Source organism: Haladaptatus sp. AB643, from assembly GCF_024136975.1.
Lineage (GTDB): Archaea > Halobacteriota > Halobacteria > Halobacteriales > Haladaptataceae > Haladaptatus.
The window spans coordinates 61,667-86,352 of record NZ_JAMYJW010000007.1; the positions used below are offsets into that span (position 1 = coordinate 61,667).

The window sequence follows — 24,686 nt, forward strand, 5'->3', positions numbered from 1 at the left end:
CTCATACTGCCGTTCGGTTACAGGAATATAGATAATTCCCAGGAATTTACTTCTCCACTCTAGTTAACGCCCGAATGAGAACGTGTGTCTCGCTATTTTTCCTCTAGATTAACCAAAAATCCATTCTAAACACGATCGTTTGTCACGAGTCTTCTAGTGACGAGAATTGAGTTACAAATGGAACCAAAGTTTCGGTAATTCGATCTGCGTGCTGAATTAGTACTGTTCCAATAATGCTCATGAATAGCACATACCCAACAGTAAATGCAGGAATCACAGATTGAAACGCAACACCACTTATTCCACCAGCAAGTGCTGCGATTACCAATGAAAACTCCCCTCGAGGAACCATTCCCAAGCCGACTCGAAAGGATCGTTTCGGACTCAGACCGTATATCCGACCCGAAATTGCACCACTGATGATTTTGCCGATAACGGACAGTACAACCGCGACTATCAGCAGTCCAACGACATCTGCAAGCACCGTGATGTCTGTGGTTAGCCCGATCGATAAGAAGAAGATTGCTGCGAAGAGATCACGTGCCGGTGAGATAACTCTCTCCACTCGTTCTAAGTGATTGGTTTGGCTGAACGCTGTTCCAACGAAGAAGGCAGCAACTGCTTCACTTACACCACTTGCGAGTGCGGCACCAGCAATGAGTATCGTTACACCAAGAACTCGTAGGAGGAACTGTTCATCGGACTCGGTACTGAATAATCGCTCGACAAGTCCGGTTCCATACCACGCAATGACCGTTAAAACTCCGAGAAAAATGAATGCAGTCCCAATCGAGACAGCAGCACTTGCGATATCGCCTCCACCGAAAGCGACTGCGGAAAGAATAGCTAAATAGATCGCGATGAGGATATCTTCAAAGACGAGTGTTCCCAAGATTGGACTACTTTCCGGATTTGCAATCCACCCGTTTTCGAGCAGTGACTTCGTAATAACGGCACTTGAGGAGATGTAAATAATCCCTGCTAAAAAGAGTGTTTCGAGCAGAGACCACCCAAATACCACTCCAATAGAGATCCCAAGTCCAAAATTGATGAGAAAATCAATGAATCCAATCGTCCCTATCTGGGTTCGTGCTTCGAGCAACTGATTGATACTAAATTCGAGTCCTAAAAAGAATAAGAGAAAGACGATACCAAGCTCTGCTAGGAGATTGATAACTTCTCGATTTTCGACGAGCTGGAGAGAAAATCCGGCAATTGATGTCGGTTCGTGTGGTCCAATGAGAATTCCAACAAGAATATAGGCCGGAATAACGGACAAACTAATGCGATTTGCGAGTGCGCCTGCTAGGGCAATAGCTGTCAAGGCAATTCCAATCTCAATAAGGAGTACGTTGGCCATTAGTAGTGGTTTTCATTCTCTTCGCTGTTTTCAGATTGACCAGTAGCAATAAGCTCAGAGAGGGACGCCTGTTCGTCCCGTGTGCCGATCGTCACTAGAATATCGTCTGCTTGGATTGTTTCTTCTGGGTCTGGGTTCGAAACGGTTTCTTCTCCTCGTTGAATCGCAATCACAGAGACCCCTGTTCGATTACGGAGCGCCACTGATTGCAGTGTCTTGCCTACAATGCTGGAACTCAAAGGAACATCAATCCACTCGATTATGGCATCCCCAAGCGGAACAGTAACGTCATCTAGCTCGACAGGTTGGAAATATGCACCTTCGAGGATCGACCCAACCTGACGAGCTTGCTTTCCAGTAAGTGAGAAGAGTTTTTCGCTATCCGCATCATCGCTAGGACGAAGATATACCTCACGTCGCCCATCATGATGGAGAAGGATCACTAATCGAGTTGTGTCGTCGATCTCGATCTCATATTTTTTCCCGACACCCGGAACATCCGTTTCGTAGACCGTCATACGATGTATATGTCTCCCGAGGCAGATAAACTTCAGTTTAGAAGTATTGTATCAGCTCTTCTGAAGCAGAGTCGCTCACTATCTGTATAGTTTCTCGACCAAGCTATACAATTGGGGATCCAACTACCTAGTCCGGTAATGACCTTCACTACAATCTATCTCAATCTCGAGAAAGAAGCTGCACACGAGGTCATCATAGAGTCAGTGGATGGAATCCGGTCGAAATCGGTAGATGATTCTATCGAATATCGCAATACTGGTGGTATGCTTCTCGCTATTCTTTCGACTATTGATGGGAAATCAGAAGCGAAATCGAAGCTTCGATATCAAATCTCGGTGATCGCTCCCTTTCTTGCCCATGGGCGAGTGAAAGCACGCGAGATACAGCAAGCAGTCGAAACCCATCAAGTGCCTCTGTGAACGGGAACCACACCGAATAACGATCGGCTTCATAGCGTTCACGCCACGCTTTCCCCGCGAGTTCGCCGGGCTTGCGATTCGTTATCGACGCGAGCATCTCATTGTCATAGCGGCTAAATAGCTGGATCGGCAGGTGATCCGCCGTTGAATGAGCGATGGCACCACCGCGACCGAGCGCATCGTCCTCATCGGGGAGTCGGAAGTAGATCTTTCCGTCGTCTTTCGTGATACGCTCGGGAGTATTTCCCTCAACAGTGATACGGTCTTCTTTGACGTTGTCGGTGAGTAGATGGGCCCCTTTCTCGAATTCGCGGGCTTGCAACTCGTTGAGCCGCTTGTCGCAGGGCTGTGTCCGTGTCTGCAAAGCGCGTTCGCCAGATTCAGGGGAATCTGGCTGGCTGTCAGACTCCTTGAGTCTGACAACGTCATCGAAGCAGGAAGCCTCGGGGTCAGGTCCCGAGGCGATTCACGAACTCTGGTAAGGATTGCAATACCGTTCTTGATCTCGATTTTTTCTCGAAATTGTCACTCCTCCGAGGACCGAACAGTCGATTTGAGTTCCATTGACCGAGTGGGGAAAAGTTGATAGTCCAATTCTCGTAATGTATCTTCGAATGTTCGACTGGCTAACTCACAGTATCCTTTCATTCGTATCCCACTACGGGTACGTTGCCGTTTTCGTGTATATGATCCTCGAAACAGCGTTCATCCTCCATTTTGCACCCAGCGAAATTGTCGTCCCCTTCGCAGCGACTCAACTTGTTCACGACCCGATTTCGTTTGGGCTCTTTGTTCTTGATGCGACGGCAGGTGCCACTGTCGGCAGTATTCTTGCATACTACCTTCTCGGGAAACAGAGCGACACTGTCCTCAGCCGCTATGGCTATCTCATCCACGTTTCCGAGGACGACATTCAACGCGGACGACACTGGTTTCGGCGCTGGGGAGAGAGTTCAGTCTTCTGGGGACGAATGCTTCCACTCATGCGGGCGGTCATCTCGATTCCCGCTGGAATTGCCGAGATGGATCTTCGCAAATTCGTGGCGTATTCTGCCAGTGGTTCCTTCATCTTCAATATCTTTCTCACGTTTCTCGTCTACAGCGGTGCCGGAAAGGTCTCCCCGCTTGGATGGGTTCTTCAGCAGATTACACCCGAACTGACCGGAATGCTCCAACAAATTACAACAGAATTCACGGCGATCCTCACGTATGTACAGCTCCACCCAAGAGTCGTGATAATCGCCACTAGTTTAGTAATGGTCGCAGTGGGCAGTCTCTGGATGAAACGCGATTACATCCAACAGAATCCAACCGCCGCACAACGCATCATTCTCCACGTTCTTCGAGGGATTGGGAGTCTCGTTGGCGGCCTTTTCCTAGTGGGTGCCACTGATACTCCACGCCAGTCGTTTCGAACGATCACGAGTATCTGGAACGATCCGTTATCTCTCACTCATCTTGGACTCTCGCCACAAATGGCGCTCATACTCACTGGTGTTGCATTTCTTGGCAGTGCATTGGCAATATTCGAGCTTGGGAAGCGAGTTCCAATCGCTAAACTCGTCCAGCTCATCTGGGCCAGACAGTTTTTCACACTCACACGGATGTGAGGCGGGTTTTCTTCCTGTTTAAAAAGGTCAACACTTCGGTTACCGACGAATCGAGATCACGATTTGCTTGAAAAGAGTATATATACGAGTGACCTCGATGAGTTTACCGATTTCGTAGACGATCAGACTACTCAACGCGATGAGAACTCCTGTAAGCAGGAGTGCGATCTGGTCGGAGAATCCAAGCTGTGTCCAAAATAGTGGATCATTCCAGACAGCCGTGATCACTGTAAAAGCGTGTTCTGGATTCGCCAATGCGCCAAGAACGAATATACTACCCGTAATCAGGCCAACGAGACGTATCACGTGGAGTGCGACGAATTTCGCTACGTCAGGATTCGACGTAATCCATTCCCGTGCCATCCACATTGCTGCAAGGATTAGTACGAAGACACCCACGAGAACGACGACAACCTTGACGTGGGTTTGAATGTATACGATTTCGCGGCTGATTGGTGTGCGGATCGCTTCGAGAACGAGTTCGAGTGGTGAGGCAGTCTTTGCACCCGTGTAGACGAGGTACGTCAAACCGGTATTGAAGAGGGCTGCACCAGCTGCCGAGTAGAGAACGAATCGCTCTAAATCCATCTCGGCCAGTCCAGCCGGAATCGAGATGAGTGCCCGAACGAACGGGAGCATTCGCCCCCAGAACACCGACGATTCACCATACCGGATAAAAATTGCCTCGCTTCGTTCGAGATCCTGCTCGGAGAGGTGGATCACGTACCCATACCGATCGAGGACCTCTCGGCCATATGTCCGAAAGAACAGGTACGCGAGGAGACTCCCAACCGTTGCCCCCGTCGTTGCATCGATGACGAACAGAACGAACGAGAGGGGGTCGTGGACGAGCTGGCTCGCCGCAAATGGGACGACCACCTCGCTTGGCACGAAGTGCAATAGAAACGAGGTTTCGAGAACCATATAGATGAATACCGCAAGATACCCGTACTGTGTGATGAATCCAAGAACGGCGTGAACAAGTCCCTCAAACACGACCATCCCACCCGTGAGGCCATGCGAGCAGCGTCATAGCGATACCACTGAGTAGAATCACGTTCTCTTGGTGAGCGCTAGAGAAAATAATTTCAAAAGGTGTGAGAATGATTGTAACTGCCGGGGTGGAAGCTGATTTGATTGAATGTATATCTGACGACGAGATGTACGAGTCTAAGTGCAATTCCTGCAATGTCATCGATAGCGTCGCGGATACCAAGGACGATACGAGAGATCGTAACGAGACGGATAATGAAACTTGCATCGAGGACATGCTGCTCCCATCGTGGTGTACCACTTCATAGCGTCGCAAGAAAGTACCTTTGTCAGGGATACCAGAATAGTTCCTCGCGTGATCAATCCCACGGATATTCGTTCGAACCACAGAGTGTTCAATGCACTGGTTGGACTGTCGGCAGGCGTTCGTCCTAGCAATTTTCGACGAAATTATCATTCCACCTCTGATTTGGTGTGACTGCCGATCGTGAATCTATCGTCGCAGAAGAATGGATCATTCTCAGTGTTCCGATGGGTATCATGTGAACTACCCCACCCTACTGCGCTACTCGGTCGCTTTGCTCCCTGCGTTGCTCCTTGAGGAAGGGGACGTAGCGCCTGAATACATTAAAAGTTCGGAGGCGTAGAGGTAGATACAGCCCTCCTTGGCTTCCCCGCTAATGACTGAAGATGAGACCACAACACGACCCACTCGACGGACCTTGCTGAAAGCCATCGGAGCAACCGGTTTTGGCGGGGCTCTCGCTGTCGGCGGCTATGAGATGGCCATGAAGCCTGGGCAGTCCCAAGGGGGATGGACAACGTCCACGGGAACTCATCACTCAACGAGCGACCATCCAACGACGACACCGATCAAGCACGTTGTCATCATTTTCCAGGAGAACGTCTCTTTCGACCATTACTTCGGGACATACCCCGAAGCGAGGAATCCACCTGGCGTCCCACAGTTTCACGCGAAACCTGATACACCCCCGGTAAACGGGCTCACTCAGTCGCTTCGTGAGTCGAATCCGAACGCATACAATCCGCGACGGCTCTCCCGGAAGCATGCTGTGACGGCCGACATGGAGCATGGGTATACGGCCGAACAGCGCGCCTTCAATCACGGCCAGATGGACACGTTCGTTCAGAACACTGAGGGTAGTACGTGGGATCCGCTCCAGTACTCGCCGAACGGCCTCGTGATGGACTACTATGACGGGAATACCGTGACGGCGCTGTGGAACTACGCACAGCACTTTGCGTTGAATGACAATTCGTTCGGAACCGTCACTGGCCCTTCAACACCGGGCGCGCTCAATCTCATCTCCGGCCAGACGCACGGCGGGTACTGGGTTGATGCGAGCGGAACCAAACTCGGTAACCCTGGACGAAAGCAGAACGTGGGCACGCTCGCAGCAGTCAATTCGAATGGTATCGGGACGATCATCAATGATGCCGACCCGGCATGGGATGAACGTGGATCAAATCCGGGGCTGGCGATGACTGGACGGAACATCGGCGACCTGTTAAATGATGCGGATGTCTCGTGGGGCTGGTTCCAGGGCGGCTTCCGGCACAATGGTATCCATCTGAACGTCGCTGACCTTCCCAGCCATGATTACAGCGCCCATCATGCAGCATTCCAGTACTACGAATCAACAGCAAACCCGACACATCGCCGACCAGCGTCCCTCGATGAGTTCGGTTACGACGGTCAAGCCAACCATCAGTACGGACTCACGGACTTCTTTACGGTTCTCCATCACAACCGACTCCCAGCTGTGAATTTCCTCAAAGCGGCGCGATATCAAGACGGACACGCAGGGTATTCGGATCCGCTCGACGAGCAGCACTTCCTCGTGAAGACAATCAACGCGATTCAGAAGACACCCTACTGGGACTCCACCGCGATTATCATCGCGTATGATGACTCCGATGGTTGGTATGACCACGTGTTCCCTCCCGCCGTCAATCCATCCCAGACACGATACGATGTCTTGACCGGCGACGGCGAGTTTGGGTCCAACAGGCCCCTCGGTGGCTATCAGGGCCGGTACGGCTACGGCCCGCGCCTCCCACTTCTCGTGATCTCTCCCTATAGTCGTGTGAACGCAATCGATAGCACCCGTACTGATCAGTCCTCGATCCTCCGCTTTGTCGAGGATAATTGGAAGACAGGACGGATCGGGGACGCCTCCTTCGACGAACTCGCCGGCAGTATTGAGAACATGTTCGACTTCGAGACGCCACGAGCGGAACAGCTCTTCCTTGACCCACAAACTGGCCAACCGATCCACGGCCACACCCGGACTTCACACTAGTCTCGCTGATCGTCTCGAATTCACGTCGGAACATAACTTTTGCACTCCGTCCGTACGCAGCGAGGCCGCCAGGCCGAGCAGAGCGGGGTAGTTCACTGAGGACACCGAGTCGATCGTGACGGCGTCCGAACTCGGTCTGAGACACTGATCGAATATGTTCGAGTGAACCTCCACGATTCGTGCCTCCCTACTATATCCTGTGGTCTAATAATGCAACGCCAACCAAATTCAACCGAAACCGGCTCCAGTCCAGCATTTGCTATCGAAGCAACGAACCTCGGAGTGACGTATTCGAATGGCACCGAAGCGGTCAAAGACGTCTCACTCGAGATTCCAAAAGGCGAATTTTTCGGCTTTCTCGGAGCAAACGGAGCAGGCAAAACGACGACGATCAAGATGCTCACGACGCTGCTTCGACCGACTACTGGACAGATCAGCGTCAATGGATATAACGCTGAGACGGATCCTCGGTCAGTTCGCGAGTCGATTGGGTATATGGCACAAGAAACGAGTATCGACCCGGTGCTCACCGTCCGGGAGAACCTCAACTTCGCCTGCCGTGCCTACGGTGTCCCGAGTGCCAAGCGGGGTGCCCGGATTGACGACCTTCTCGAACTCGTCGGGCTCGAATCCAAGACGGCCGACAGAGCGGGGATGCTCTCTGGTGGACAGAAAAAGCGCCTTGACGTTGCGATGACGCTGGTTCACCACCCCCCGATCGTCTTCCTTGATGAACCGACGACCGGACTCGATCCGGCAGCGCGTAATCGGCTCTGGGAGTACTTCCGTGAGATCAACCGGCAGGGAACGACCGTCTTCCTCACGACCCAGTACCTCGAGGAAGCCGATGCGCTCTGTTCCGACCTCGCGCTCATTCTCGATGGGGAAATCGTCGCGACCGGTTCGCCGGCCGAACTCAAAGCCCAGGTAGGTGGCGATGTTCTCGAAATCTCCCTCGACGACCCGAGCGAGACAGCTGTCGAACACGCCAGAGCAATTATCGAGGACTCTGAGGTGGTGGCTTCGGACGAAATCGAGAGTATTCAGCCGACCGAAGACGGATTCAGTGTCACGGCCACTCATGCTCGCCGGATCGGGACCACCCTCCTCGTGCGGCTCACGGAGTCAGGCGTGACTATCACGGGATTCAATATCCGGTCACCGACGCTCGACGATGTCTTCCTGACACTGGCAGGCGAGTCGAAAAACGACGCTGCGGACAGGGAAATCCGACCGAACGGGCACCGAATGGAGGCATGATAATGACCACTACTACAACCACGACCAAACAGCCCGAGAGTGAATACCAACGACACCCAGAGAAAACGAGCGGCAACAGCTTCCTCGGCGATGTCTGGACGAACTTCTTGCGCTGGAATTTGAAGAAGGTGCGCGAACCGTTCGTGCTCGTCTTCGCATTGGTGCAGCCGATAATCTTCCTCGTGCTGTTCAGCCAGGTGTTCGGGAAACTCGCGGGGCGGGCTGTGCCGGGCGGCGACTATCTCGCGTACCTCGTCCCGGCGATCGTTATCCAAGTCGCACTGATCACAGCGGCTGGTTCCGGGACGGGATTCGTCCAAGATATCGAGTCTGGAATGTTCGAGAAAACGCTCGCGTCGCCGATGAGCCGCACGGCCGTCTTCACCGGCAAGATCCTCTCGGACCTCCTGTTAATCGTGGTGCCGACGCTGATCATGTTGGGACTCGGGTACGTCTTAGGTACATCGGTGACGACCGGCCTGCTCGGTGTCGTCGGCATCCTCGGCGTGGCGCTCGTGTTCTCGGTGTGGTTCATGGCGTTCTCGAACGTCTTGGGTATCGTGACTGGCGACGTCTCAGTGACGGGTATCGCAACGAACCTCATCCAGTTCCCATTGTTGTTCGCGAGTACCGCGTTCGTCCCGGTCGACGCACTGCCCGGTTGGCTTCAGGTCGTGAGTTCGATGAACCCTGTCACCTATGGGATAGACGCCGCCCGAGCGATCATGCTCTCTGGCTGGACGTGGGGCGTCATCGGTCAGTCACTCGTCGTGCTCGTCGCCCTCGATCTGCTGTTCGGGGCAATCGCGGTGTACTTCCTCGGCCGGGCGTCGAGTTCAGCTGCTTGGTAACTGCGTGGCTGTCCTGAAACGCTCGATTCGTGATCTATACTAACGGTTTGCAACACTGTCTTTCTCGATCGTTGAACGTTGGTTAGAACATGTTCGAGCAGAGAATCATACGAATTGAGCGTCGTTCTGTCTCCACACGTCCATAGTATCTCCAGAAGCGGAGTTTTATCGATTAGTTCTCACTGGCCAGTTGCACCTCATAGGTTAGCATCGCAAAAACATCGCCATATTTTTGCACGCTAGCCAATTTCAGTGGTGGAGTGGTGATCCTTCGTGGTAATAGTGGAGCACCCGAAGCGAGCGTGACAGGAGCAACGCTGAGAATAATCTCGTCAAGTAGACCGTGATCATGGAATTGACATACAAGGTCACCCCCACCGACAAGCCAGACGTTCTTGCCGTCTGCTGCTTTCACCATCTCTGCATGAACGGGTACAATATCCCCTTGTACGAAGTGAATGTCCGCACCATCGATCTCCGGTAATTCCCGACTGCTGAACACCCACGCCGGAACCTCATATGGCCACTTTTCTGGGTCCTCCAGTATGCTTTCGTGCTCGATGATCCACTCATAGGTCGTCGAGCCCATGGCCAAGGCACCAACCTTGTCTATGAACCGCGAGTAGTCTTCGTCCACACCTTCGATCTCCTCGGTCTCTCCAAATTGGAAGAGCCAGTCGAGTGAGTTATTCTCATCGGCGAGATACCCGTCGATGCTCGTTGCTGTGTAGTATTGGGTCTTCATCCCTTCAATCGTCGTTTAGAAAGCGTTCGAGTCGCATAAGACTACACGCCACTAGCCCGCTATGTGCCATCGCAGATCGCTATGAGCGTTACACTGTCGTAACGCACCCCAAACAAACAGTGTAACACAGAATAAGTCATTCTTTCGCCTCGCGAATGAGAGGAGAAAAGAAGGATTTGTTACACCCCACAGTAACCGAGTGAAAATTACGCATCAGAACGGACGCAAATTGCGTCCGTTCCTCATCTCCGCTGGTACTGTGGGGGCAGTGGTGTTACGCCCGTCTGTGGGTGGGCGGTACGACAGTGTAACGCCCTCCGTGTCTGTGGCTTCAATGAGGTCAATGGACGCCGCTCTAGTAAGTATTCTGTCACTTCGTGGTTTATTTCAATGTTTTGGACCATTCTAGCGGGTATCGTCGATGGAAACTCTGTCACTGAGTTAGTTGTGCTCGTACTGTCGCACAGTTGTCTGGAGAGTAAACAACCCCATCTTTATTGACGCATACTTTTGTGAAATCACGTGCCGTTGGTGAACTCCATAAAAATAGTCGCTCAGAGAAATATTGCTACTGTTGGCAGCAACGAGCGACACTGGGCGGTTGATCCGAGTGAGTTGGTGATCACGAATCGGGTTTCGAAGAAGAAGGAGGAGTATACGCAGTCGACGCGGAGTGTGGCAGCACTGGAGCGGGCAGCGGATTTGGGGGTGGATCGTGCCCCCGGTCAGAGTGTGTCGTATGTGGTGGTTGACGATGCAAAGTAGTCGCGTGAGCGGTGATGTTGGCAAGTGAGGAGTTAGACGAGTATGATACTGGATTTTATTGGGAGTTGTTGGTGCGGGCGGCAGCGAGTGTGTTGTCACCGCTTGGGTGGCGTGAGAAACGCATTGAACAATTCCTTTCGAGTCATGACGAACTCAGTCTCACATCGTTTCTCTGACGACCACAGGTTAGAGGCTGGATCAGTTGCACACCTTTTCTTCTAACGAACCACAAATTACGGCTTCGCTGGAAACTCTCCATCGATAACCGATTTCGGCGGTCGTGCTGATCGCAGAACACGAATCAAGCCACGAGCGGACACAAGAAATGGGTAGGTCGTTCAGTACACAGAAAACAGATTTCATACCAATACTGATCAGGTGGCTAACCAGTTCTCACGCCATTATTGCTGGAATTTATGTTATCTTGGAGACAGGACTTTGTAGGAGTCTATCGTATGGAGTGCGAGTCGGATGGGGAAATGGTGTTGGACATCACTCGAGAGAAGGGAGGACATGAGCCATGGACAAAGACACACACGACAATACGACTGAAACGGAATTCAAACCGCTGCAGGCGACCCGCCGAAGTGCGCTTCAAGGAGCAGGGCTCGCCGGCTTACTCGCAGTGGGCGTCGGTAGTGCCAGTGCTAACCAAGACACGCCGAGTCAGACTACTGAGCAGGCCCAGCAACAGACGACGGACAATGCCAATGCAGTCCCGGTGACGTGGGCGAACTACCCACGCGCCAACTGTCATGCGTCATTCCAGGCAACCGTCGACAAGGGCGGGTTCGGACAGCTCCTTAATATCAGGAATATCGCCCCTATCGGGGAGCAGTTGGACGTCGAGACAAATCGTGACACGCTTTACTCATATGGGGTCTTTGATCTGACCGAGCCAGTTACCATCACGCTCCCAGACACTGGTGACCGCTACCAGTCAATGAATGTCCAGAATGAGTGCCAATATGGGAAGATGTGCGTCACTGACCCTGGCTCGTACACGATTACACAAGAGCTCACAGAGACTCGGTATGCCGGCGTCGCGATCCGAACGTTTGTTGACCCTAACGACCCGGACGATGTAAAAAAAGTCCAAAAACTCCAGGACGAGATCGGCGTCGAACAAGCATCGGCTGGGTCGTTCGAGATTCCCAACTGGGATCCACAATCATTCAAACAACTCGACGACGCGCTCACGACTGTCTTTACCACGCTCGAGAACTTCTCGGGCGCGTATGGTGATGTTGGCCAGGTCGACCCGGTGAAATTTTTTGTCGCCAGTCCGTCGGGGTGGACCGGCGTCCCGCAGCCGTCGGAGGCGCTCTTCCTCCAACGGATTCCCACCCAGAATGACGGCACAACGCCATACGAACTCACCGTCGGCGAAGATGTTCCCGTCGACGCGTTCTGGTCGGTTAGCGTCTACAACCGCGACCTGTACTTCGAGGAGAACGAGTACGACGCGTACACGATTAACAATCTGACCGCCGAGCGGAACGCTGACGGCAGTGTCACGATTCATTTTGGTGGTGATCCCGACCAGCCGAATTTCATCTACACGCCAGACGGATGGCACTATATCGTCCGGCTTTACCAACCCCGCACGCCAATCATCAACGGGAGCTATCAGTTCCCCGAAGCAGAGCCAGTTAAATGACACGCGCGGGCGGAGAGCATGCCATTCAGGACCAAATCGCTGGGATGTTGAGTTTCGACTGTTTTCTCACCTCGTACTACCGGTTGTGCTGAACTTATCCTCTATATTCAGCAACCCAGTTGTGACAGCAGCGTGGTGACTCGTCAAGCTGGTGCAAGATACGAGGTGCGAATGCAGCACGCTCACAATCTCGAAACGGAACGAATCTGGCTGCTCGGTGGCGAGAGAACCTATTTCAGATTCCAACTGAATTGGTCGCCCAACAATTGCTACTTCTATTATATATGCATATTATGCAATTATACCACCATTTCTTTATCTGGAGTTGTCGTATGAGAGTGGGAGTTGGGTGGAGCAGTACTGCTGGGCGCCGAATGAGAGAGGGGGGGACATGAGCCATGGACAAAGACACACACAACAAAACGACTGAAACGGAATTCGAACCGCTGCAGGCAACCCGCCGCACCGCACTTCGCGGGATGGGCCTCGCCAGCTTCCTTGCGATGGGCGGCGGCAGCGCCAACGCCCAGCAAGACACGCCGAGCCAGACTACCAACCAAGCCGAGCAACAGACAACGGACAATAGCGATGCAGTCCCAGTAACGTGGGCGAACTATCCACGCGCCAACTGTCATGCTGTATTCCAGGCAAACGTCAACAAGGGCGGGCTCGGACAGTTCTATCACTATCGAAATCTCGGTCCCATTGATAAGCAGATTGCCGCCGAGGAGAATCGTGACACGCTCTACTCACAGGGGGTGTTCGATCTGACCGAGCCAGTCACCATCACCAAACCCGACACCGGTGACCGCTACCAGTCGATGAATGTGCAGAATGAAGAACAATATGGGAAGATGTGTGTCTACGAACCTGGCCCGTACACCATAACACAAGATCTGGTAGGTAGTCGGTATGCTGGCGTCACGATTCGCACATTTGTTGACCCGAACGACCCAAACGATCTGAAACAAGTTCGGGAACTCCAGGACGAGATCGCCGTGGATCAGTCATCAGCCGGCTCGTTTGAGATTCCCAACTGGGATCAGAAATCGTTCGAAGAGATCAACAATGCGCTCAAAACAGTCGTGCTCACGGTAGACAACCTCTCGGGTTTGTATGGTGACGTCGGCGAGGTCGACCCCGTGAAATTTTTCCTCGGTAGTACATCGGGGTGGACTGGCGTCCCGGAGCCGTCGGAAGCAGTAATCCTCACAGAGACCCCCGCCCAGAACGACGGCACAACGCCCTACACACTGACCGTCAAGGAGGTCCCAGTCGACGCGTTCTGGTCGGTCAGCGTCTACAACCGTGATCTCTACTTCGAGAAGAACAAGTACGACGCGTACACGATTAACAACGTGACCGCAGAGCGAGCCGATGACGGCAGTGTCACCATCCACTTCGGTGGGAACCCCAACCAGCCGAATTTCATCTTCACGCCAAAGGACTGGCACTATGTCGTCCGGCTCTACCAACCGCGCAAGCCAATCATCAACGGGAGCTATCAATTCCCCAAAGCTCAGCCGGTCAAGTGAGGCGAGCGCGGATTAGCCGTATTGGCCGCTACTGACTGCGTCGGCGCGCTCTCGACTGTCGGCTCGGCTGCTGTCTTGTCCTGACGGTCGTGCTGAACTTGTCCTCTGAATTCAGCACTCGATTCGTGCATTTGTTGACGATTTCAACAGAACGACTTTCCCGGGTCGTCGTTCAGGTCACTGTTTTCTCTGGAAGGGGTCGTTGGGTTAGCTACGCCGATCGGATCCGATCGATTATACCGTTGTAATAGAGGGGGATCGCGAGAGCGGCCCCCTCGCTTTCGCAGAAATAGACGCAGAAATAGACGTACTCCACGGTAACCAACCGATTACTAACACCATGTTTCACCGGCAAAGCGGTGTGAATCTCGTGTAGTGGTGTGGTTCAAGCGGGGGTTCTGCGAACCCCCGTGATTACAACGCTATAATCAGCGCCCTCCGTTTCCTCCCGCGTTTGCTTCGTGTGCTCGCATCCATCCCGCCAGGTCAGGATGAGCGAACGTGATCTCGATGTGATGACCACCGACGCCCATTGCATCGTCCACACACAGCGTTCGTGACTCCTTGTAGCTCACGCCGGGTACACGCTCGGCCATCTCTTCCATGACGCGATACCCGTCGTTCTTGTACGCACAACCATAGAGAGTTGTCAGCTCTCGACTGACCGTTTGTTAGTATTAGCTACTAACGCAAATGGCTTTCATCCCTTAGTAGTATAGTCCTCGAATTGATAGACGAACAGTACTCTTGTAGAACAGTAGTTACTCGTTCTCAAGAGCTGCGTAGATGTCGGCGTGACGGCGTCCGTCGAGCTTCCCCATCTCAAGGGCAATCTTTTTGCGCTCCTCGTCGCTCTCCGCCGACTGATACCGCTCGTATAGTCGGCGGACTTGTTTATCTATTGCTTTCGAGGATTCGGTGCTAGACGCCATTTCTATTGTGAACATATTCTCTGTGGCCCTTTATCAGTTCCGACGAGAACACGCTCTGAAGTAGATGACTGCAGTCTCGGTATCGACCGCGGCTTCGTCTGTCGCAAACCGATGCAGTAACGCACGAATTTCGTCGCCGTATTCGAATGTGTACCCGTTCAACATATAAAAGACGACTACCGTACGAAGCGCCGTTCGTTTGTTTCCATCAACGAATGGATGATCTGCAACAAGCAGTCGCATCAGCTGAACCGCTTTTTGGTGGACCGACTGTGGTACCTCACCAAAAAATCCCTCTGAGACGTACTGAAGGGCAGATTTAACCGGCTCCTCCGATCGAACTCCTGGTTCCGTATTCTCTCCCTCCTTGACGACTTGCTCGTGGAGTTCGAGGATCAGCTCAATGGAAGGATACGCGACGTCCTCGCTCACACTACTAGGTCTCTCACGCCACCCGATAATCGTTCTGATGGACAATTGGTTTCTTAGCGAAGGAGACTCTCGTACTCCATAGTTTTTCTCGCACGCACTCCTGACACCGTCCTCAGAACCACTTCACGCTGTACTGAAAGTGACTTTCTCGGGTGATTCAATCACGCAGTTCCGACCATAGACGCGGTGGCCGGTACCACCTCTTCCCCTCCCGCTAGCTTCTAGCCGATACAACTGCCGTACTTACGAGTAGCCGTACGGCGTCAGTCCCGAACTGTGTCAATTCGGGACGTCCACGACCGCGGTTGTGTGGGGTTTCGTGTTAGATGTGTGTCTCTCTCAGGCGTGATTTCGTCCCGACCACGCTACTCTCCGGCAACCCTGTCTGTGGTCGGGCTATCGTCCGTGTTCTCCTTCGAAACCTCACCGGGAAGCTCGACGTCCGACTTGAGCACGAGACGAGTCTCCTGGTAGCTCAATCTGTCTTTGGATCGCTGGCGTTTGATTTTCCCTAAGCGTCCATTCGACAGTTCGTGCATTGCGTCCATGGTCCGGCGAGCGAGTTCCTGGCTGTACTTCTTGCTCACACCGGACTCTTTGAGTCGAATCCACTCGGCGGAATCCTCAGTTGCGACTTTGCCCCTGTCACTACATCGCCAAGGAAATCTTTATAGAAATTCCAGATGTTACCTGTTGTCATGGGTGCGAGTGCAAAGGTAAGTGGACAGCGGATTTCTCTTCGCCGATGTAGCATTTGTAAACAAATGACGGAAGATTATTTCGTGTCTGGAGATGACGCCTTCTGCTTCAATTGCTTCTCCCAGCTGTTCGGCTGGGATTGATCCTGTATCACCCCGATCCAGATGAGTATACGTGACTGCCCGGGCATCGAATGCAAACCGATGGTACACTGTTGATTTGCTGGAGGATTGCCTCTCTCGCTGATTTGGCGGCAGATATGTAGTTGGGTGTTTGCTCGATCGGCGTGTTGTCTGCTGTGATTCTATCCCGAATCGGGATTCGACTGTAGCAGTTTGATAGATACCGATAGCGCATACCTCCGTCTTTAGGCGGAGGTCAAGCGGTAGGCATAGTGCGTCCATCTCTCGTTGCTACAAACGGCTGGATTTCCCACGCCATTCGAGAGACGACATCATCTCGTTCGAGAGCTACTGCCAGTGCCGCTCGCTCACCTGCATCTAGTTCAGTACTGCTCTCGACTGGTTCTACAACCTCAATCCGCTCCCACCCAAGGTCTGAGAACTCAGGTGGAATCCCGCCTTCGTCGAGTTCTGCATACACAGTTTCAGGAATGAGCAGCTCGTCGATTGCCGTCAGCAAATTGAGGGCGTCGATTTCTGCAAGGTGAATCAGTGGGCTGTATCTGCGACCGCAACGATCGTCACGCGTCGAGGCCCCAGTCGACATCCTCTTCAACAACTGCTGTCTCACGGTCGGCTCGCTGGACGTTTTCGAGTCCAACGAGTTCGATCGCCTCCTCACGAGATAGCTCACCGTCGATGTATTTCCTGAGGATCTCGTTTTTCCATAAATCCTCGAATCCAAGTTCGGCGAGGTTTCGGTCGGTCATGTGCTGCCCTGTTGTTGGAACCATTGGGCGACTTGCCGACTAAACGCATCATACACTTCTAATCCGCTCTGGAGAGTCTGATACACTTCAACGTAATCAACCCTGCCGTATTCGTGAGCTAGGACGTTTCGAAACCCGACCGCAGCGACGAGTGTATTCATCGTTTGCTCGTCAATTACTTCCTCTTGGCCGAGCACCCGGATTGCCTCCTTGGATGCGACACCCGCAAAATCAAAGTCGTGCGTTGCAATGTGTTGTGCGAGGTCGGAACACGCTTGAATCGCATTCTCGAACATCCGCTCGACAGCACGTTGCTCGGTCGTATTGGTGAGAAGTTCGGTGCGGGTGAGTGACTGTTGTTTCTCCTTCAGCTCCCCGTGGTACTGCTCGATTTCCTCAAGCTTTGTCGAGACAACCCGCTCGTCAGCCATGGAGGCCGTCCTCGGCTATGCGGTCGATTACGTCTCGCTGATGGCGACGAATATCTTCGTGTTGCTCCTCAAACAGTGACTCTGTATCTGCTTTGAAGTGGCGGAATGCATCCTCGTCACCACAGAGGAACTCGCCATTGACGGCGTCGTGTGCTACTTCAAGTGGTAGCGTTTCAATGTCAGACAAATCGATGAATGGGGCACCTTCTCGTTGGAGGTCACCCGAGAGAAAACAGAGCTTTTGGAATCGCTCGTGAGAGGAAAGGCTCTTTGTGAACTTGACGGCAAGATCGAGGTCAGATGACGGACGCGAGTTGCTCGTGAGCTGTGAGCCGAACACCACCGCGAACTCGATATCTGCGTCGCGGCAGAGTGACTCTCCGAGGACGGCGAGCAACTCCGAGTGTCCGTCAATTGAGTCCATACGTGGAATAATGACGGTTCACCACTAAAGAATTCCGTTGATCGGAGTGGTGGGAGCCAGGGGCAGAATGTGTTGTTCGCGAACTATCTCGGAGTATAACCCTGAAACACTCGATCAGCGGTTCAACCACGAGTTCCGACCACAGACGCGGTGGCCGGTACCACCTCTCCCCCTCCCGCTGGTTTGTAGCCGATAGACGCCGATACAACTGCCGTACTCACAAGTAGCCGTCCGGCGTCAGTCCCGAACTGTGTCAATTCGGGGCGTCCACGACCGTGGTTGTGGTGGTGTTCGTGTTAGAGTTGTTACCCTCTCGGGCGTGATTTGGTTCCGACCACGCTACTCTCCGGCAACCCCGTCTGTGGTCGGATTATCGTCCGCGTCCGTGTTCTGCTTCAAGACTTCTCCGGGAAGCTCCACATCGGCCTTGAGCACAAGACGCGTCTCCTGGTAGCTCAATCCGTCCTTTGATCGTTGACATTTGATTTTCCCAAGCCGATTCTTCGACAGTTCGTGCATCGCGTCCATCGTCCGGCGAGCGAGTTCTTGTGAGTATTTCTTACTCACCCGGTCTCTTTGAGCCGAATCCACTCCGCGAGGTCTGAGGCGTCTAAGTAGGCTCGGATCTCCCCACTGCCGGTTGACCAGAGTGAATAGCGACCGGCCTCATCGCGTTCGCGCCATGCCTTACCAGCGAGTTTGTCGGGCTTGCAGTTGGTCACCGACACAAGCATCTCGTCATCATAGCGGACAAGTCGCTGGAATAACCGTACCGTTCACAAACCGGCCGCTGGGGTCAGGAGTAGGGGTTGTCGTGTCCCGTGGCCTCGAAGAAGCGCTTTTCGATGAGATTGCCGGCGATCCGGATTAAGTCGGCCTCGTCCTCGGAGACGTCCCCAAAGATCCCGAGCGGGAGTTGGGCAGCAGCCATCTCGTCGTGGCCGCCGGCGCTTCCGACGTCGCTGAACATCTCCTCGATTGACATCCTCCCCGCGCTAAAGCGCGAGGATTCCTCGGTTGGGGGTTCGGCTACCGACCCACGGAGGCAACTTGCGGGTTCGTGCGCGCTTCTTTGAGACTTTCATGAGGATATGGTTTCCCCGACCAGTCGTGGTCGTCCCACTCGAATCGCACGGGCCGTGCCATCGGCCTGATTTCGCAATCGCTGTTTTCTCGAAGGAACGTCTCTGACGCCGTGAGGTCGGCGTGTCCCTCGAAACCGCACGGACACGTCAGCGTATCCTTGTGGCGAATTGTCGCGTCGTGGTCGCCACACTCGGGACACGTCTGACTCGTCCACGCTTCCGACTCGGCTTCGAGGGAGATGCCGTATTCCTCACAGACGTACGCGAGACGGTGGATGAACTTCTTGAACGCCCAGAAGTTGTGCGTTTTCCCGTTCACCCTGACCGACCAGTGCGTTTCCAACACGTCGGTCAAGTCGCCCACGTACACCGTCGCTACACCTTCGTCGTACAGCCGTTCAACGAGGTCGCGCACCAGCGCGTTCTGTGCGTGGTCACGACGACGGGTTCGCTGTCGGTACAGCCATCGAATCCGTTTGGAACTGTAGCGTCCCTCACGAAGTTTCGACTGTAGACGGGCGATTTCGTCTGTCGTCTCGCGGAACCGTCTGAACAACTCCCGACCGTCGTAGAGGTACTGGTTCCCAGTGGTCGTGGAACAGGCGACGAGATTGTTCGCGCCAACGTCGAGGGCGGCTTCTTCGGAAGCCAGTGGTGAATCCAGTCGAGAATCAGGTACGGTGACTGGTTGGAATGCCCTGAACGTGTCGCTCACTTCGTCGTATTCGAGTTCCAGACGACCCTGTTTGCCGTCCCACTTCGGGTTGCCTCGGACTTCGAGGCGGAGTCGTTCGTGGTAGCCGAGTCCGTATTCGTCTTTCAGTTCTTGGCCGACAGGGATTTCGAGACGACTACGCTTGCCCCACCGAAACGTGTACTGGTTGTTTCGGATGTAGGTGCGGAGTTCGCGTCCGTCCTCCTCGTTGCCCCAGTATGACGGTGGGTTGGCGTACTCGCCTTTCTCCTTGAGGGCGAAGAACGACCGCCATGCTTCCGAGTTTTTGCGCGTGACCTGTTGGACGGTCGCGCTTCCGACGACGCCGTTGTAGCGCCCTCGGTATTCGGAAGTGTCCCACACGTCGCCGTCACCAAAGTAGTTCTGACGGCGTTCGTAGGTCAGTTCGTTCCACAGGGAGGCGGAGGCGTCGAGTAGCCGTAGGAGGCACTCTTTGTCGTTCTCAGTCTGTGGCACTACCTCGAAGGTGTTGACGCGCTTCATGCGCCCTCACCCTCCTGTTCAGCGATGTAGCGTTCGACAGCGCCCTTCGAGGCACTCCCCGCCGTTCCAACGTAGTACGAACGAGTCCACTTCACGCGGTCGTCGTACCGCTGATTGTATTTGCGGGCGGAGATGCCCTTAACCCAGTTGACGATGAGGGACGGGGCGTTCTTGGGTGGGCTCCCGATGAACAGGTGTACGTGGTCGGGCATGACCTCGGACTCGGCCAGTTCGAGGTCTTTGTCCTCACAGATTTCCGCGAAGATGGTTTCGAGACGTTCCTTCGTCTTCCCCGTCAGGTACGAACGCCGATATTTCGGCACGAACACTATGTGGTAGTAGAGTTCGTATTTCGCGTGACGGGTACTCTTTACCATCGATGCATACTATGCACAGTAGGATGGCTTAACGATTGCGTTGGAACCTCGTCTGTGCTGTCGTCGGTGGTTGAATACTGTTAGTCGGCTTCATCCCCGCCCTGAAGGGCGAGGCTTTCGCCTCGAACTTTCCGTAAACACACTTGCCGACCGTCCATCGGGACGATCGATCAGTAAAGCAACCTATAGCACCCTCATCGGGTCGTCAGCAGGCAAGAGCTTCATGCCCGGAGCGGTATTCGACACAGGCGACGACACGAAGACGAAGACCGAGACCACACACCTGTATCTTGGGAACATCGACGAGTACAACTCGAAAACCGCCCGCGAACTCGCGGAACTGATGCAGGTCGGTAGCTACTCCGTCGGGTCGACCCCAGAACCGGTTCGAACGAACGCTGCACTCTTCTGTTACGTGCCACCAAAATACGGCTCCTGGGACGAGTATGAACCGATCAGAGAGCAAATTCCGGGAGAGATAGACCTCCAACATGCCGTGGACGTTGTCGTACCCATGTTCGAGACGTCTGAACACCGCGACGTAGACCCGATGGTACCCGGCGAACTCGAGATGCTTCTCACTACTGGTCAGACCTACTCGGTGACAATCTCAGACGACGTTCGAGCATACGCCGAGAGAGAAGCCGCGGAGATTACGCCGACAGGAGACGACCAAGGTGCAGATGCGTGGCCACACACCCGCGTCACCCGGACGATACTGAAGCTGGCCGTGTCGGTCGCAAAATTCGATGTCAGTGATGTAGTTACGACCGAGCACATCGATCGGGCCGCTACCCTCCTCGGCGACATCAATGAATCACTCGGCGTGAATCCGGATCGCACTGGCGAGTTTGACGCAGCCGTAGTCAAGACTGACAGATCACGTACGATCACTACCAATGACTCCATCAGCAAAAACGACGTGTACAAAGAGCTCGTCATCAAGAGAATCAACCAGTTGTGCGACAATGAGGACAAAGAACCCGCCTCTCTCTACGACGTCCTCCGAGAGTTTGACAACCCCGGCTACAACCGGTCTATCGCCGAGAATACAATCGATCTACTGAAACAACAGGGCGACGTGTATGAACCTTCGACTGATAAACTACGGGCCCGCCGATCCGATCACATCGTGGAATTCTACGGTGGAACTCACCCCAACATGAGACCTCTCATCGTCGACCTCGAGGTAGAAGACGACGAAGGTGCGCCAGTCGCAGAGTACTACAGAGCCGCCATCGAAACACTCGGGCTCCCTAAACCACTCGCCACGTACGAACTCGAGCGACTCAAACAGAAAGGCGAGGTCTACGAGCTGAGCACCGACCACCTCCGAACCACCTAACAGCAACCAGCCTGCAACCACGTAGAGATGGACAGCATTCTCGAAGTCTTTCTAGGCACTTAGAGAACGTCGATTTCTCGACGCTCGACGCCCAAAAATTCGAGTGTATAGTCGGCACCGAACGCTTCCCCAGGAGTCTGGTATCCCACATCTACTTCGTCCTCAAGTACCCGACGTGCGGATTCAACGGCGGTCTCCGCAGTCAGGTCGTACGTATCCGGAGTTTGTATGTAAGCACTCGCCTGCTCACCTGCCTCATTTTCGACCTCGCCGACGATTCGCGTCACGTTTTGCTCACGTTCTGCGGCTGTCGGACCGGAGACGAATGTGTCGATCAGTGACTTTAGGACCGCTTGGAACGGGCGTGCTTTGAGAATTCGAGACACTCGAGTCGAACGTTTCATTGCCGCGATAGCGTACTCCGGAACCGTCGCGTAGGTCTCGATATTCGGAATGTTCGTCGTGTGGAATGCGGTCGAGATGTCTCCCCACGGTACCGTAACAGCCTCCTTTTGAACGTCGTCAAACGTGAATTCACGGGTCTTCCACGCTGGCGGGACAGTTCGCATTTCACCATCTTCACGAACCGCACCTGGACGACTTAGTCCCTCAACCATCGATTTTCCCGTCCCGGGTGAGAAGGTCTCGAAGCCGTCGAGTGCAAGCCGCAAATGAGTTGGATCGTCGATCTGTTCTGCGAGAAAGACGGCGAGACAATCGGTCGGGACGACGTCGAATCCGACTGCAGGGAGAAGCGTCACACCCGCCTCGACGGCGTCGTCGTGTCGTGTTGCGGTCGATTCGAGAACGTCGATCTCTCCAGTGATGTCGAGATAGTCTGTTCCAGTCCGTATACACGCGTCGAGCAACGGAGCGGCTGTCGATGAAAACGGTCCCGCGCAGTTTAACACGGCATCGAATTCCTCGACCGTCTCTTCGATGATCGTCGGATGCTCGAGGCTAAACGTTCGATGTTCGAGCCCGAGCTCGGTTGCCTGTGCCTCCAGTGGTTCGGCTCGTCGCCCGCCTAACACCGGTGACATGCCCGTATCGATCGCTGTCTTCGAAATCAACGCACCCGTGTAGCCGTACGAACCATAGATGAGCAATTTGTCAGCCATATCCGTGTATTGCTGTGCCTCCGCCAAAGTTTTCGTGGCGGGTATTGTCATCGAATAGGTCGATCCACTGAGTTGGCGTCGTTCTGGACACGACGAACTGACTGCCGAGGCAGGTCACAACGAAGTGAGGCGCCGTATCGAGTGTACGAGGTGACTATCAAGGATATACTTCGAATTTGTGGAGCGAACCAACGGTGCGATTTTCTTAGAAGTTCCACCGGAAGAGTGGAAGGCACCACAGACGAGTGATATCACAATCAGTCGTGTTCTCGTCGTTCGCGTTTCTTGCACATTCGTCTCGGTGCAGGGACGAAACCGACGCATCGAGACGGTGCTTCTTCAACAACACGGGAGAAAGACTACCGAAACTAGCAACCAAACAAAATTAAATCGCTTGCAGTTGGAGAAAATTTTAAATACCCATGTACTCTAGAAGTCCGTAGGAGAGCTTTTGTGGTGACGGACGACTTGTGGTCGTCCGGAACGGCGTGGTTTGTTGGTGTGGCGTGTTCTGTCGTGGTTCGTGTGTCTTCGTGGTGCAGTCCCCCGTGAGACCCGTCTTCGGTTTCATCGGTCGGACGGTTTCGGTGGAATCGTGTGGACGAGAAGAACAGCGAGAATTGTGATATCACTCTGTTTGAGGGGTGGTTGGTGGCATCGAGAGCGGGTTTCACCGGATATCTCCTCTCATGATTCGCGTGTTAGGAGTGATATCACTCGCGTCGCGTTGTCGACATGCGCTACTCGTGCCCTCTCTGTGTAGAGATCGATCACTCCGATATTCTTATAAAAAAGAATTACACCGCCGGCTCTTGCCCTTCTACGATTGGTTGTCCATTCCCATCCCGGCGACGAGCTCATCCGGAAGCGCACCGATCTGCATGAGCATGCCGAGAATATTGACTTCCTGCCACGTTTCGGCGAGTTTCCCATCCTCGAACCGGTTGATGTCGATTCCCGTGACGGTCACCTCTTCGTGCGTTGGCTCAATCCCCATCATCTCACCAACGTGTTCACCCGTCTGTGACCAACGTCCGATCACAAAATCGTCGGTGGAGATGAGTTGTTCAGTGACAAGCGGTCCATCGATGATGCCGGCACCCATTTCAGCCATTTCTCGATATACCTCCCGACCACGCATCGGCTCTGGCATGGATTGGTCGTGAAGAACGTAGTCTTCGGCAACTAACTCATCGATCGCATCGAAGTTGTGATGTTCCCAAACCTCTTCGTTGAGGCGCTGTGTGAGCTGCTCATTTGCTTCGGTTGTGGTACTCATGATAGCTTCTCCTCGTGTCCGCACAGCTCTGACGCTGTCTCGGTGCTTAGTTATGAACTCGGGTGGAGAATGCCGGACCGCCATACCGCTCTCCAATGTCTGTTTCTTCAGTCAGTCCGTATTGTTGTACCTCTACGATATCGTTGTGACGTTTCCGAGAGACGTTTACCCTCACTAGGCAGAAGATGTGAACGAGTGGTTGTGAGTAGTATGTCGCTTCTCATTACTCGCCTACGACGTGTCCGTGGCAATTCTCCATTGATTCTTTCATTCTTGATTTCGTGTGTTTCCTCCGATTCTTCGAAGGAGCGAATTTGACGATTCTCACAGCTATTCGGTGATACTCGTCGCTACGTCTCGATTGCTATTACCCGACTTCTATTTGAACTTGAGAGCTGTCGCTACTCCT

Annotated in this window: 24 protein-coding genes; 7 read left to right on the forward strand and 17 right to left on the reverse strand. The window is 53.6% G+C overall.

Annotation, left to right across the window (positions count from 1 at the left end; all coding sequences use genetic code 11):
- Positions 1-142: 142 nt before the first annotated feature.
- The 3 genes from NKF25_RS14760 to NKF25_RS14770 all read right to left on the reverse strand — a co-directional run bounded on the left by NKF25_RS14760 (position 143) and on the right by NKF25_RS14770 (position 2,662).
- Positions 143-1,360, reverse strand: a complete 1,218-nt coding sequence (locus tag NKF25_RS14760) for a cation:proton antiporter (protein ID WP_253227414.1) — start codon at positions 1,358-1,360, stop codon at positions 143-145.
- Positions 1,360-1,878 carry a TrkA C-terminal domain-containing protein gene (locus NKF25_RS14765; protein WP_253227415.1) on the reverse strand — a complete coding sequence of 173 codons (519 nt, stop codon included), beginning with the start codon at positions 1,876-1,878 and terminating at the stop codon, positions 1,360-1,362. Before NKF25_RS14765 ends, NKF25_RS14760 begins: the two co-directional genes overlap by 1 nt.
- A 286-nt stretch (positions 1,879-2,164) precedes the next feature.
- Positions 2,165-2,662: a hypothetical protein gene (locus NKF25_RS14770; RefSeq protein WP_253227416.1), complete on the reverse strand. Its 498-nt coding sequence runs from the start codon at positions 2,660-2,662 to the stop codon at positions 2,165-2,167.
- Between the two features lie 250 nt (positions 2,663-2,912).
- Here NKF25_RS14770 and NKF25_RS14775 point away from each other — a divergent pair, with 250 nt between their 5' ends.
- A complete protein-coding gene (locus NKF25_RS14775) occupies positions 2,913-3,908 on the forward strand; it encodes a DedA family protein (protein ID WP_253227417.1) in 996 nt (331 codons plus the stop codon).
- Positions 3,909-3,947: 39 nt separating this feature from the next.
- Here NKF25_RS14775 and NKF25_RS14780 read toward each other — a convergent pair whose 3' ends face one another.
- Entirely contained in the window at positions 3,948-4,904 is a 957-nt protein-coding gene (locus tag NKF25_RS14780; RefSeq protein ID WP_253227418.1) for a VTT domain-containing protein, read from the reverse strand.
- A 677-nt stretch (positions 4,905-5,581) separates the two neighbouring features.
- Between NKF25_RS14780 and NKF25_RS14785 the strand changes: the two genes are divergently transcribed.
- The 3 genes from NKF25_RS14785 (at position 5,582) to NKF25_RS14795 (ending at position 9,336) form a co-directional block, all read left to right on the forward strand.
- Positions 5,582-7,225 (forward strand): alkaline phosphatase family protein, encoded by a 1,644-nt coding sequence (locus tag NKF25_RS14785; protein ID WP_253227419.1) that lies wholly within the window; start codon positions 5,582-5,584, stop codon positions 7,223-7,225.
- A gap of 210 nt (positions 7,226-7,435) precedes the next feature.
- Positions 7,436-8,485, forward strand: a complete 1,050-nt coding sequence (locus NKF25_RS14790) for an ATP-binding cassette domain-containing protein (protein WP_253227420.1) — start codon at positions 7,436-7,438, stop codon at positions 8,483-8,485.
- A 2-nt stretch (positions 8,486-8,487) separates the two neighbouring features.
- Positions 8,488-9,336: an ABC transporter permease gene (locus NKF25_RS14795; protein ID WP_253227421.1), complete on the forward strand. Its 849-nt coding sequence runs from the start codon at positions 8,488-8,490 to the stop codon at positions 9,334-9,336.
- A 172-nt stretch (positions 9,337-9,508) separates the two neighbouring features.
- Here NKF25_RS14795 and NKF25_RS14800 read toward each other — a convergent pair whose 3' ends face one another.
- Positions 9,509-10,081, reverse strand: a complete 573-nt coding sequence (locus tag NKF25_RS14800; RefSeq protein WP_253227422.1) for a dihydrofolate reductase family protein — start codon at positions 10,079-10,081, stop codon at positions 9,509-9,511.
- A gap of 1,285 nt (positions 10,082-11,366) precedes the next feature.
- Between NKF25_RS14800 and NKF25_RS14805 the strand changes: the two genes are divergently transcribed.
- Both NKF25_RS14805 and NKF25_RS14810 read left to right on the forward strand, forming a co-directional pair.
- Positions 11,367-12,506, forward strand: coding sequence for a DUF1214 domain-containing protein (locus NKF25_RS14805; RefSeq protein WP_253227423.1), 1,140 nt, complete (start codon positions 11,367-11,369; stop codon positions 12,504-12,506).
- A 398-nt stretch (positions 12,507-12,904) separates the two neighbouring features.
- On the forward strand, positions 12,905-14,041 hold the full coding sequence (locus tag NKF25_RS14810; protein ID WP_253227424.1) for a DUF1214 domain-containing protein: 1,137 nt from the start codon (positions 12,905-12,907) through the stop codon (positions 14,039-14,041).
- Positions 14,042-14,469: 428 nt separating this feature from the next.
- Here NKF25_RS14810 and NKF25_RS14815 read toward each other — a convergent pair whose 3' ends face one another.
- From NKF25_RS14815 to tnpA, 10 genes are all read right to left on the reverse strand, one after another.
- Entirely contained in the window at positions 14,470-14,646 is a 177-nt protein-coding gene (locus NKF25_RS14815) for a hypothetical protein (RefSeq protein ID WP_253227425.1), read from the reverse strand.
- Positions 14,647-14,802: 156 nt separating this feature from the next.
- Positions 14,803-14,988 (reverse strand): hypothetical protein, encoded by a 186-nt coding sequence (locus NKF25_RS14820; RefSeq protein ID WP_253227426.1) that lies wholly within the window; start codon positions 14,986-14,988, stop codon positions 14,803-14,805.
- An 18-nt stretch (positions 14,989-15,006) separates the two neighbouring features.
- Positions 15,007-15,405 (reverse strand): type II toxin-antitoxin system death-on-curing family toxin, encoded by a 399-nt coding sequence (locus NKF25_RS14825; protein ID WP_253227427.1) that lies wholly within the window; start codon positions 15,403-15,405, stop codon positions 15,007-15,009.
- A 1,402-nt stretch (positions 15,406-16,807) separates the two neighbouring features.
- Positions 16,808-17,020: a hypothetical protein gene (locus tag NKF25_RS14830; protein WP_253227428.1), complete on the reverse strand. Its 213-nt coding sequence runs from the start codon at positions 17,018-17,020 to the stop codon at positions 16,808-16,810.
- Positions 16,993-17,427 (reverse strand): DUF86 domain-containing protein, encoded by a 435-nt coding sequence (locus NKF25_RS14835; protein WP_253227429.1) that lies wholly within the window; start codon positions 17,425-17,427, stop codon positions 16,993-16,995. The genes NKF25_RS14830 and NKF25_RS14835 overlap by 28 nt, the downstream gene beginning before the upstream one ends.
- On the reverse strand, positions 17,420-17,851 hold the full coding sequence (locus NKF25_RS14840; protein WP_253227430.1) for a nucleotidyltransferase domain-containing protein: 432 nt from the start codon (positions 17,849-17,851) through the stop codon (positions 17,420-17,422). The genes NKF25_RS14835 and NKF25_RS14840 overlap by 8 nt, the downstream gene beginning before the upstream one ends.
- Positions 17,852-18,190: 339 nt before the next feature.
- Positions 18,191-18,418 (reverse strand): hypothetical protein, encoded by a 228-nt coding sequence (locus tag NKF25_RS14845; RefSeq protein ID WP_253227431.1) that lies wholly within the window; start codon positions 18,416-18,418, stop codon positions 18,191-18,193.
- 229 nt (positions 18,419-18,647) lie between these two features.
- Entirely contained in the window at positions 18,648-18,836 is a 189-nt protein-coding gene (locus NKF25_RS14850; protein ID WP_253227432.1) for a hypothetical protein, read from the reverse strand.
- A gap of 44 nt (positions 18,837-18,880) precedes the next feature.
- Positions 18,881-20,155, reverse strand: coding sequence for a transposase (locus NKF25_RS14855; protein WP_253227433.1), 1,275 nt, complete (start codon positions 20,153-20,155; stop codon positions 18,881-18,883).
- Positions 20,152-20,532 (reverse strand): IS200/IS605 family transposase, encoded by a 381-nt coding sequence (gene tnpA, locus NKF25_RS14860; RefSeq protein ID WP_253227434.1) that lies wholly within the window; start codon positions 20,530-20,532, stop codon positions 20,152-20,154. The genes NKF25_RS14855 and tnpA overlap by 4 nt, the downstream gene beginning before the upstream one ends.
- Positions 20,533-20,755: 223 nt before the next feature.
- On the opposite strand from tnpA, the gene NKF25_RS14865 reads away from it, so the two are divergent.
- Positions 20,756-21,877 carry a hypothetical protein gene (locus NKF25_RS14865; protein ID WP_253227435.1) on the forward strand — a complete coding sequence of 374 codons (1,122 nt, stop codon included), beginning with the start codon at positions 20,756-20,758 and terminating at the stop codon, positions 21,875-21,877.
- A gap of 59 nt (positions 21,878-21,936) precedes the next feature.
- Here NKF25_RS14865 and NKF25_RS14870 read toward each other — a convergent pair whose 3' ends face one another.
- The gene (locus NKF25_RS14870) at positions 21,937-22,998 is read right to left on the reverse strand and encodes a saccharopine dehydrogenase NADP-binding domain-containing protein (RefSeq protein WP_253227436.1); all 1,062 of its coding nucleotides are present in this window, start codon (positions 22,996-22,998) and stop codon (positions 21,937-21,939) included.
- An 820-nt stretch (positions 22,999-23,818) separates the two neighbouring features.
- Positions 23,819-24,277 (reverse strand): ester cyclase, encoded by a 459-nt coding sequence (locus NKF25_RS14875; protein WP_253227437.1) that lies wholly within the window; start codon positions 24,275-24,277, stop codon positions 23,819-23,821.
- Positions 24,278-24,686: the final 409 nt, after the last annotated feature.

Bases quoted from the DNA above. Each gene is read 5' to 3' on its own strand.
- NKF25_RS14810 (WP_253227424.1), top strand. From the start codon at position 12,905: ATGGACAAAGACACACACAACAAAACGACTGAAACGGAATTCGAACCG.
- NKF25_RS14875 (WP_253227437.1), bottom strand. From the start codon at position 24,277: ATGAGTACCACAACCGAAGCAAATGAGCAGCTCACACAGCGCCTCAAC.
- NKF25_RS14815 (WP_253227425.1), bottom strand. From the start codon at position 14,646: ATGGAAGAGATGGCCGAGCGTGTACCCGGCGTGAGCTACAAGGAGTCA.
- NKF25_RS14850 (WP_253227432.1), bottom strand. From the start codon at position 18,836: ATGTCAATCGAGGAGATGTTCAGCGACGTCGGAAGCGCCGGCGGCCAC.
- tnpA (WP_253227434.1), bottom strand. From the start codon at position 20,532: ATGGTAAAGAGTACCCGTCACGCGAAATACGAACTCTACTACCACATA.
- NKF25_RS14835 (WP_253227429.1), bottom strand. From the start codon at position 17,427: ATGGCTGACGAGCGGGTTGTCTCGACAAAGCTTGAGGAAATCGAGCAG.
- NKF25_RS14785 (WP_253227419.1), top strand. From the start codon at position 5,582: ATGACTGAAGATGAGACCACAACACGACCCACTCGACGGACCTTGCTG.
- NKF25_RS14870 (WP_253227436.1), bottom strand. From the start codon at position 22,998: ATGGCTGACAAATTGCTCATCTATGGTTCGTACGGCTACACGGGTGCG.
- NKF25_RS14840 (WP_253227430.1), bottom strand. From the start codon at position 17,851: ATGGACTCAATTGACGGACACTCGGAGTTGCTCGCCGTCCTCGGAGAG.
- NKF25_RS14855 (WP_253227433.1), bottom strand. From the start codon at position 20,155: ATGAAGCGCGTCAACACCTTCGAGGTAGTGCCACAGACTGAGAACGAC.
- NKF25_RS14765 (WP_253227415.1), bottom strand. From the start codon at position 1,878: ATGACGGTCTACGAAACGGATGTTCCGGGTGTCGGGAAAAAATATGAG.
- NKF25_RS14805 (WP_253227423.1), top strand. From the start codon at position 11,367: ATGGACAAAGACACACACGACAATACGACTGAAACGGAATTCAAACCG.
- NKF25_RS14760 (WP_253227414.1), bottom strand. From the start codon at position 1,360: ATGGCCAACGTACTCCTTATTGAGATTGGAATTGCCTTGACAGCTATT.
- NKF25_RS14865 (WP_253227435.1), top strand. From the start codon at position 20,756: ATGCCCGGAGCGGTATTCGACACAGGCGACGACACGAAGACGAAGACC.
- NKF25_RS14795 (WP_253227421.1), top strand. From the start codon at position 8,488: ATGACCACTACTACAACCACGACCAAACAGCCCGAGAGTGAATACCAA.
- NKF25_RS14775 (WP_253227417.1), top strand. From the start codon at position 2,913: ATGTTCGACTGGCTAACTCACAGTATCCTTTCATTCGTATCCCACTAC.
- NKF25_RS14800 (WP_253227422.1), bottom strand. From the start codon at position 10,081: ATGAAGACCCAATACTACACAGCAACGAGCATCGACGGGTATCTCGCC.
- NKF25_RS14790 (WP_253227420.1), top strand. From the start codon at position 7,436: ATGCAACGCCAACCAAATTCAACCGAAACCGGCTCCAGTCCAGCATTT.
- NKF25_RS14830 (WP_253227428.1), bottom strand. From the start codon at position 17,020: ATGGTTCCAACAACAGGGCAGCACATGACCGACCGAAACCTCGCCGAA.
- NKF25_RS14820 (WP_253227426.1), bottom strand. From the start codon at position 14,988: ATGTTCACAATAGAAATGGCGTCTAGCACCGAATCCTCGAAAGCAATA.